Below are 8177 nucleotides of genomic sequence, written 5' to 3' on the forward strand. Positions count from 1 at the left end.
CAAGTACCACCAACTGCGAGTTGGTGGTACTTGCAGACGCCGTTCAGGGAGTGCGGAGGGTGGCGAGCGCGCGTTCGGTCTCCCAGAACGCGCGCATGGACTTGATCAGCCCGTCCTCGCCGACGTTGTAGACGAACACGCCCTCGGTGTCGACGCGCGCCCCGCCCGGCAGGAACGCGCTGATCACCCCGACGTTCGCACATTCGGAGCCCGCCGCGAACGAGTCGTGCATCGCGAACTCGAAGCGTTCGACGTTCGCGATCGCCAGGTCCCAGAACGCCGCGATCGCCTCCTTGCCGTGGTGGCCCTTGCCCTCGGCGTCGAACATCGACGGGCCCACCGGGTCCTCGACCACGGCGTCCTCGGCGAACAACGCGAGCCACTCGTCCTTCGCGCCGCGCGTCACGGCGTCCATCGAACGCCACGACGCCACGCGGGCCGGGGTTTCCGTGCGAGAAGCCTTCCAGCTGACTGCGGTCACGCGAACTCTCCGATCACCTCGTCGGCGAAGCGCCGAAGTCCGTCCTTCTTGGCCTGCAGGCCGCCGTCGAAACCGACGCCGTAGAACAGCCACGGCACCACGATCACATCGGTCACGCCGATCTCGTCGAGCTGCCGGTAGCCGTCCAGGCCGAACCTGTCGACGCAGACGGCCTGGATCTCGAACGGACGCTCGAACGCACCCAGATCCGCGAGCTGCGCGATCACCGACTTGAGATCCGCGAATTTGATCATCGCCGACGTCCAGCCGTCACCGACCCGAGCGGCGCGCTTGAGAGCGGCGGGGGAGTGGCCGCCGACGTAGAACGGCACCGGCGAGGAAGGCGCCGGCGACATCTGCAGACGGTCGAAGTCGAAGTACTCGCCGTGGTACTCGACCATCCCGCCGCCGAGCACGAGCTTCAGCACGTCGATCATCTCGTCGACTCGCGGCCCGCGGTTCTTGTAGGGCGCGCCGCACCACTCGAACTCCTCCGGCGACCAGCCGAGCCCGACGCCGAGCCCGAAGCGGTTGCCGGTCAGGTGCGCGACCGAACCGACCTGGCGAGCGAGCAGCAACGGATTGCGGGAGCCGAGTTTCAGGACCTGGGTGTAGAAGTGGATCCGTGACGTCACGGCACCCATCGCGGCGGCGGCGACGAGCGGGTCGACCCACGGGGTGTCGGCGTTCCACATGCGCGAGCCGTCGGGCGTGTACGGGTAGTCCGCGGACACCTTCTCCGAGTAGAACAACGAGTCCGGCAGCGCGATCGAGGTGTAACCGCACTCCTCTGCGCACTGGGCCAGCTCGGTCAGCTGTCGAGCGGGCTCATGGCGATGCCGACGGTGAACTTCATGGCTTCTCCGATCCGACGACCCACATGGCGAAGAACTGCGAACCACCGCCGTACGCGTGGCCGAGCGCGACCCGCGCGCCGTCGACCTGGTGGTCTCCCGCGGTGCCCATGACCTGCATGGCGGCCTCGGCGAACCGCAGCAGGCCGGACGCGCCGATCGGGTTCGACGAGAGCACGCCGCCGCTCGCGTTCACCGGGAGCCTGCCGCCGATCTCGGTCTCGCCGGCCTCGGTGAGCTTCCAGCCCTGCCCGATGTCGGTGAACCCGAGGTTCTCGAGCCACATCGGCTCGAACCACGAGAACGGCACGTAGATCTCCGCGGCGTCCACTTCGGACAGAGGGTCGGTGATCCCCGCCTGCTTCCACAACGCGCGGGCGGCGTCGCGGCCGGCCTGCGGGTTGACCTGGTCGCGTCCGGCGAACGTCGTGGGCTCGGTGCGCATGGCGGTAGCGCGGATCCAGGCGGCCCTGCCGGAGGTGGGCTCCGCGGAGATCACCACAGCACAGGCGCCGTCCGAGGAAGGACACGTTTCGTCGTAACGGATCGGGTCCCACAGCATGGTGGAGGCGCGCACCGACTCGACGGTGATGTCCGGTTGCTTCAGGTGTGCGTACGGGTTGAGAGCGCCGTTGCGGCGGTCCTTGGCGGCGACCATCGCGCCCACGTGTTCGGGAGCGCCCGTGCGGCGGATGTAGGCACGTACGTGCGGCGCGAAGTAGCCACCCGCACCCGCGTGCACCGGCATCGTGAACGGCGTCGGCACGGACAGCGCCCACATCGCGTTGGACTCGGACTGCTTCTCGAACGCCACCGCCAGCACGCGGTCGTGCACGCCGGACTGGACGAGCGACGCCGCCACGTTGCCGGTGCTGCCGCCGACCGAGCCCGCGGTGTGCACGCGCAGCAACGGTTTGCCGACCGCGCCGAGGGCGTCGGCGAGGAACAGCTCGGGCATCATCACGCCCTCGAACAGGTCCGGCGCCTTGCCGACCACCACGGCGTCGAATGTCCGCCCAGTCCACACCGGCGTCGGCCATCGCGCGGTCGATCGCCTCGCGGCACAGGCCCGCCATCGACACGTCGAGGCGCTTCGCGGCGTGGTGCGTCTGGCCGGTGCGACCACAGCTGCCGGTCGCATCTACTCCCGCCCTTCCATGACGCAGACGAGGTTCTGTTGGAGCAGCGGCCCGCTCGTGGCATGACCGAGGACCTTCGAAGCCGAGCCGTCGTGCACCCGGCGTGCCGCCTCACCGATCCGCGCCAGCCCGGCCGCGAACATCGGGTTGCCTGCCAGCACACCGCCCGACGGGTTCACCACGACGTCGTCACCGAGCCCGAGCGCCTGGCGCAGCAGGATCTCCTGGTGGGTGAACGGCGCGTGCAGCTCCGCGACCTCGACACCGTCGGCACCGGCCGCCTTGCCAGCGGCCACCGCCGAAGGCGACGTCAGCACGTCACGCGCACCGAACGACGGCGAGTCCACCCGGTGCTCGAACCCGGTGATCCACGCCGGCCGCTCACAGAGCTCCCGTGCACGATCGCCTGCGGCCAGCACGATCGTGGCCGCGCCATCGGTGATCGGCGCGCAGTCGTGGCGGCGCAACGGACTCACCACGTAAGGCGAAGCGAGCAGTTCCGAAACCTCCACAGAACCCGACAGCTGCGCCAACGGGTTCGAGACAGCCGCGGCACGACTCCGCGCCGCCACCGCCGCCATCGACTGCTCGTCCCAGAGCCCGGCCTCGATGCCCATCCGAGCCTGAATCCCCGCCAGGCCGAGCGAATCCGGCCACAGCGGCGTCACGACGTAAGGATCGAGCTGCATGGCCATGACCCGCCGCAGCTCACCCGCCGACGACTTGCCGAAGCCGTAGACCAGTGCGGTGTCGACCTCGCCGCAAAGCAGCTTCACCCACGCCTCGTACAACGCCCATGCCGCGTCCATCTCGACGTGGGACTCCATGATCGGCGGGAACGCCCCGATCGCGTCCACCGCCGACACGAACGAGAACGCCCGTCCCGCCAGGTAGTCCGAGGAACCGGAACACCAGAACCCGATGTCGGTCTTGGAGAGCCCGAGCCCGCCGAGGACCTCGTGGAAGATCGGTACCAGCATCTCGACACCGTTGGTGGTGCCGTCGGTCTCGCGCACGCAGGGCGTCTGCGCGAACCCCACTACGGCGACGTCACGCATGCAAGCCTCACAGGTGCTGGGAGTAGGAGTCGAACGGCGCGTCCGGCTCGCCGGAAGGCTTGAAGTGATCGATGTTCTGCATCGTCGGGCCCCACTCCTCGCGCGGCTTCCACACCGCCTCCACGCGCATCCCCATCCGCACGTCCTCGGGCGCGACGCCGAGCAGCAGGTGCAGGAACGGGATGTCCGCGCCGTCCAGCAGCACGTAGGCCGAGACGTAGGGCGGTGGGATCCGCTGGCCGAGGAACGGCACGTTGACGACGCAGTACGTCGTGACGGTCCCGCGGTCGGCCAGCTCGATCTGGTCCGTCGTCGGCACGCCGTCGGTGGGGCAGGCCGGTCGCGGCGGGAAGTAGACCTTCTCGCAGGCCGGGCAGCGCTGGGCGATCAGCCGCCCTTCCATGAGACCGCGCAGGAACGGGTCCTCCGTCGGCGACGCCGAATGCGTGTAATGCAGGTTCACCGGCGTGATCACCATGGTGACGTCGTCGGCCTCGACGGGAGGGTCCGCGGGCTCGTCGGAGATCTCGAAGCACTCGATGTCGGTGATCGCTCCGGCTCGGTCGGAACGCCACCTCGCGCGCACGCGTGTTCCTGTCGACATCCGGTCCGGCGAACCCGCGTCCACCGCGTGCAGCAACGAGGTGTCCGCGCCGTCGACCTGGATCAGCGCCCACGCGAACGGCCGGTCGAGCGGCTGTCCTTCCAGCGGCTCGGGAATCCACGACCAGCCGCGCACGACACCCGTCGACGCCACGTCCACGAACTCCGACAACCGCTCGGCGGTCACCGGGTCGTACTCGAGCGGCGGCACGTGCACGCGGCCGTCCGAACCGCGGATCCCGGTCACCTTCCGACGGCGAAGATCGGAAAGGAACCGGCCCAGCGTCGGGCCGAGCGAGCGCGTGTAGTCGAAGCCCACGTCGAGCGGAGCACTCAGTGGCCGAGTCACAGATCAAAGTGAAACAGGTTCTCGAAATGGTGGCAAGATGGGTGCATGAAGCTCGGTCTGCAGCTCGGGTACTGGGGTGCCGCGCCGCCCACGAACGCCGCCGAACTCGTGGCGGCGGCAGAGGAGTTCGGCTTCGACGCGGTGTTCGCCGCCGAGGCGTGGGGCTCGGACGCCTTCACCCCGTTGGCGTGGTGGGGATCCGAGACGCAACGCGTCCGGCTCGGCACGTCCGTCGTGCAGATGTCTGCGCGAACACCGGCCGCCTGTGCGATGCACGCGCTGACTCTGGATCACTTGTCGGGCGGGCGGTTCGTGCTCGGTCTCGGCGTGTCGGGGCCGCAGGTGGTGGAGGGCTGGTACGGCCGCCCGTTCGCCAAACCCCTTGCCAGGACGAGGGAATACGTCTCGATCCTGCGTAAGGTGCTGGCCCGTGAAGCGCCGGTCACCAACGACGGTCCGCATTATCCGTTGCCCTATCAGGGGCCTGGCGCGCTCGGCCTGGGCAAGCCGCTCAAGCCCATCACGCACCCGCTGCGCGCCGACCTGCCGATCTGGCTCGGTGCCGAGGGACCGAAGAACGTCGCGCTGACCTCGGAGATCGCGGACGGTTGGCTCGCGATCTACTACGCGCCCAGGCTTGCCGGCATGTACGAGGAGTGGCTGGCGGAGGGGTTCGAGAAGTCACGCCAAAAGGATTCGATACGCAGCAGGGAGAACTTCGAGGTCGCGGCCACCTGTCAGGTCGTCGTGACGGACGATCCGGTCGCGGTCAGGGCGATGCTCAAACCGTTCGTCGCTTTGTACATCGGCGGAATGGGCGCGCCTGGGATGAACTTCCACGCCGAGGTGTTCACCCGCATGGGATACGGCGAGATCGTGCAGGACATCGGCAAGCTGTTCCTCTCCGGACGCAAGGGCGAGGCGGCACAGGTGGTTCCGGACGAGCTGGTGGCCGAGATCAGCATCGTCGGCACCGCCGAGCACGTGCGCGAGGAGGTCGGCCGCTGGGAGAAGGCCGGCGTCACGATGCTGCTCGTCGGATGCCGTGACGTTGCCTCGATCAAGGCGGTAGCTGAGGCTTGTCAGTAGGTGAAACGCGTTCTACTTTGAGGGTGTGGTCACAGGACTCTGGAACATCACCGCCGATCAGCCGGACCTGACCGCGCTGGTCGATCCGAGCGGCCGGGAGATCACCTACCGAGAGCTGGCGGCGCAGGCCGACCGCTACGGGCGCGGGTTCCAGGCCATGGGGCTGGAACCCGGCGACAGCATCGTGCTGATGCTGCCCAACAGCGCCGAACTGGTCGCGGTGTACTTCGCCGCCTACCAGACCGGCCTCTACGTCGTGATGGCCAACTGGCACCTGACCGGGGCCGAGGTCGCGTACCTCGTCCAGGACAGCGGAGCCAAGGCTTTCGTGTCCCACGAACGGTTCGCCGTCGCGGCAACGGAAGCCTCGGCCGGCCTGCCGGGTGACGCCCGGTTCGCCGTGGGCGACATTGCAGGGTTCGAGCCGCTGGCCAAGCTGGGAGAGGGCCAGGAAGGCAGGCCCGACGTCCGCACGACCGGGTCGCCGATGCTCTACACGTCCGGCACCACCGGCCGGCCGAAGGGCGTGCGCAGGCCGTTGACCGGCGCCGACCCGGACGTCGTTCCGCCGACGGCCACGTGGTTCTTCGGCGTCTTCGGGATCAAGCCGCACGACGGCCACGTGCACTTGTGCGGGTCTCCGCTCTACCACACCGCGGTGCTCAACTTCGTCGTCATCTCCATCGCGCTCGGGCACACCGTGGTCCTGATGGACCATTGGGACCCCGAGGAGATGCTGCGGCTGATCGAGCGGCACCGGGTGACGCACAGCCACATGGTGCCGACCCAGTTCCACCGCCTCCTGGCCCTTCCTGACGACGTCAAGGCGAAGTACGACCTGTCGTCGCTGCGGGCGATGATCCACGGCGCGGCCCCTTGCCCGATCGAGGTCAAGCGCAGGATGCTCGACTGGTGGGGCCCTGTCGTGATCGAGTACTACGCCGCGACGGAGGGCGGTGGCACGGCGATCTCGGCGCAGGAGTGGCTGCGCAAGCCCGGATCCGTCGGTCTGCCGTGGCCGTCGTCGGAGATCAAGATCCTGGGCGAGGACGGCACCGAGCTTCCTGCGGGCGAACGCGGCCTCGTCTACATGCGGATGGGCGACGCCACCTTCGAGTACCACAAGGACGCAGAGAAGACTCGCGCTGCGCGAGTGGGCAAGCTCTTCACGTTGCAGGACATCGGCTATCTGGACGAAGACGGCTACCTGTTCCTGTGCGACCGCAAGAACGACATGATCATCTCCGGTGGCGTGAACATCTACCCCGCGGAGATCGAGGGCGAGCTCGTGTGCCACCCGAAGGTCACCGACGTGGCCGTGTTCGGTGTGCCGCATCCCGACTGGGGTGAGGAGATCAAGGCGGTCGTGCAGCCGGCGGACGGCGTCGAGCCCGGTCCCGAGCTGACGGAGGAACTGCTGGAGTTCGCCCGCACGAGGCTCGCGAAGTTCAAGCTGCCGCGCACGATCGAGTACATGGCCGAGCTGCCACGTGACCCCAACGGCAAGCTCTACAAGCGAAAGCTGAGGGACCGTGCGTGATCTGATCAAGATGACGCCGGGTGAGGTCGAGACGTTCCTGGGCGAGCAGAAGACGTTGATCGTGGCGACCATCGGCCGCAACGGCCTGCCGCACCTCGCGCCGATGTGGTTCGCCTTGCTGGACGGCGACATCGTGTTCTGCACCGACCGCAAGTCGCAGAAGATCGTCAACCTGCGCCGCGACCCGCGCTGCAGCGTGCTCGCCGAAGCGGGGGAGACCTACGACCAGCTGCGCGGCGTGCACATGGAGGGCGTCACCGAGTTCACCCCGGACCTCGGCCGCGTCGTGGACGCGGTGGTGGCGCGCAACTTCGGCGAGGTCGGCGACGACGACACCGCGCGAGAAGCCCTGAGGAAGGCGATGTCCAGGCGCGTCGCCGTGATCTTCCGTCCGACCAGGACAGCCAGCTGGGACCACCGGAAGACGATGTCTGGAGTGAGACCATGAGTCTGAACCGCCGTCAGGTGCTCGCCGGAGCCGGTCTCGCGCTGACTTCCGGACTCGTCAGGACCTCCCCGGCCTCAGCGGCCCCCATCGGCGAGTTCGACGTCGTGGTGGTCGGCTCGGGAGCGGCCGGCATGACCGCCGCTCTCACCGCGGCCAAACGCGGGCTGAGCTGCGTGGTGCTGGAGAAGGCGCCGACATACGGCGGTTCCGCCGCCAGATCCGGTGCCGGGATCTGGATTCCCAACAACGAGGTGATCCTCGCGGCCGGTGTGCCGGACACGCCGGAGAAGGCGCGGCAGTACCTCGCCGCCGTCGTCGGTGACATCCCGGTGGTGCGGCAGCAGGCGTACCTGACGTTCGGGCCGCAGATGATCTCGTTCGTCATGCGCAACAGCCCGCTGCGCTTCCGTCACATGGACGGCTACAGCGACTACTACCCGGAGTTCCCCGGCGGCATCGCGAAGGGCCGCTCGATCGAGCCCGACATGCTGGACGGCAACATCCTCGGCGCCGAGCTCGCGCACCTGAACGCGCCCTACCTCGCCACACCACCTGGCATGGTCATCTTCGGCGCGGACTACAAGTGGCTCGCCCTGGCGCTGGTCAACGCGAAGGG

7 protein-coding genes and 2 pseudogenes are annotated in these 8177 nt (G+C 68.4%); 4 read left to right on the forward strand and 5 right to left on the reverse strand.

Going from position 1 to position 8177, the window contains the following annotated elements; all coding sequences use genetic code 11:
- Positions 1 to 43: 43 nt before the first annotated feature.
- From FXN61_RS27435 to FXN61_RS27455, 5 genes and pseudogenes are all read right to left on the reverse strand, one after another.
- Complete coding sequence (locus tag FXN61_RS27435; protein WP_312878028.1) at positions 44 to 481, reverse strand: nuclear transport factor 2 family protein; 438 nt, start codon at positions 479 to 481, stop codon at positions 44 to 46.
- A pseudogene (locus FXN61_RS27440) lies at positions 478 to 1337 on the reverse strand (TIGR03619 family F420-dependent LLM class oxidoreductase). Before FXN61_RS27440 ends, FXN61_RS27435 begins: the two are co-directional and overlap by 4 nt.
- Positions 1334 to 2501 (reverse strand): annotated as a pseudogene (locus FXN61_RS27445) (thiolase family protein). The pseudogenes FXN61_RS27440 and FXN61_RS27445 overlap by 4 nt, the downstream one beginning before the upstream one ends.
- Positions 2477 to 3532 (reverse strand): thiolase family protein, encoded by a 1056-nt coding sequence (locus tag FXN61_RS27450; RefSeq protein ID WP_167976909.1) that lies wholly within the window; start codon positions 3530 to 3532, stop codon positions 2477 to 2479. Before FXN61_RS27450 ends, FXN61_RS27445 begins: the two are co-directional and overlap by 25 nt.
- 7 nt (positions 3533 to 3539) lie before the next feature.
- The gene (locus tag FXN61_RS27455) at positions 3540 to 4484 is read right to left on the reverse strand and encodes a Zn-ribbon domain-containing OB-fold protein (protein WP_167976910.1); all 945 of its coding nucleotides are present in this window, start codon (positions 4482 to 4484) and stop codon (positions 3540 to 3542) included.
- 45 nt (positions 4485 to 4529) lie between these two features.
- Here FXN61_RS27455 and FXN61_RS27460 point away from each other — a divergent pair, with 45 nt between their 5' ends.
- The 4 genes from FXN61_RS27460 to FXN61_RS27475 form a co-directional block, all read left to right on the forward strand.
- Positions 4530 to 5573, forward strand: a complete 1044-nt coding sequence (locus FXN61_RS27460) for an LLM class F420-dependent oxidoreductase (RefSeq protein WP_167976911.1) — start codon at positions 4530 to 4532, stop codon at positions 5571 to 5573.
- 25 nt (positions 5574 to 5598) lie between these two features.
- Entirely contained in the window at positions 5599 to 7113 is a 1515-nt protein-coding gene (locus FXN61_RS27465; RefSeq protein ID WP_167976912.1) for an acyl-CoA synthetase, read from the forward strand.
- The gene (locus FXN61_RS27470) at positions 7106 to 7561 is read left to right on the forward strand and encodes a pyridoxamine 5'-phosphate oxidase family protein (RefSeq protein ID WP_223165624.1); all 456 of its coding nucleotides are present in this window, start codon (positions 7106 to 7108) and stop codon (positions 7559 to 7561) included. The genes FXN61_RS27465 and FXN61_RS27470 overlap by 8 nt, the downstream gene beginning before the upstream one ends.
- Positions 7558 to 8177: FAD-dependent oxidoreductase (locus FXN61_RS27475; RefSeq protein WP_167976913.1), on the forward strand; the 620-nt coding region annotated here is incomplete at its 3' end. The genes FXN61_RS27470 and FXN61_RS27475, both read left to right, overlap by 4 nt.

The organism is Lentzea indica (assembly GCF_012184385.1).
In the GTDB taxonomy this organism is placed as follows: Bacteria; Actinomycetota; Actinomycetes; order Mycobacteriales; family Pseudonocardiaceae; genus Lentzea; species Lentzea indica.

Excerpts from the sequence above, each read along its gene's own strand:
- FXN61_RS27460 (WP_167976911.1), top strand. The coding sequence starts at position 4,530 with ATGAAGCTCGGTCTGCAGCTCGGGTACTGGGGTGCCGCGCCGCCCACG.
- FXN61_RS27450 (WP_167976909.1), bottom strand. The coding sequence starts at position 3,532 with ATGCGTGACGTCGCCGTAGTGGGGTTCGCGCAGACGCCCTGCGTGCGC.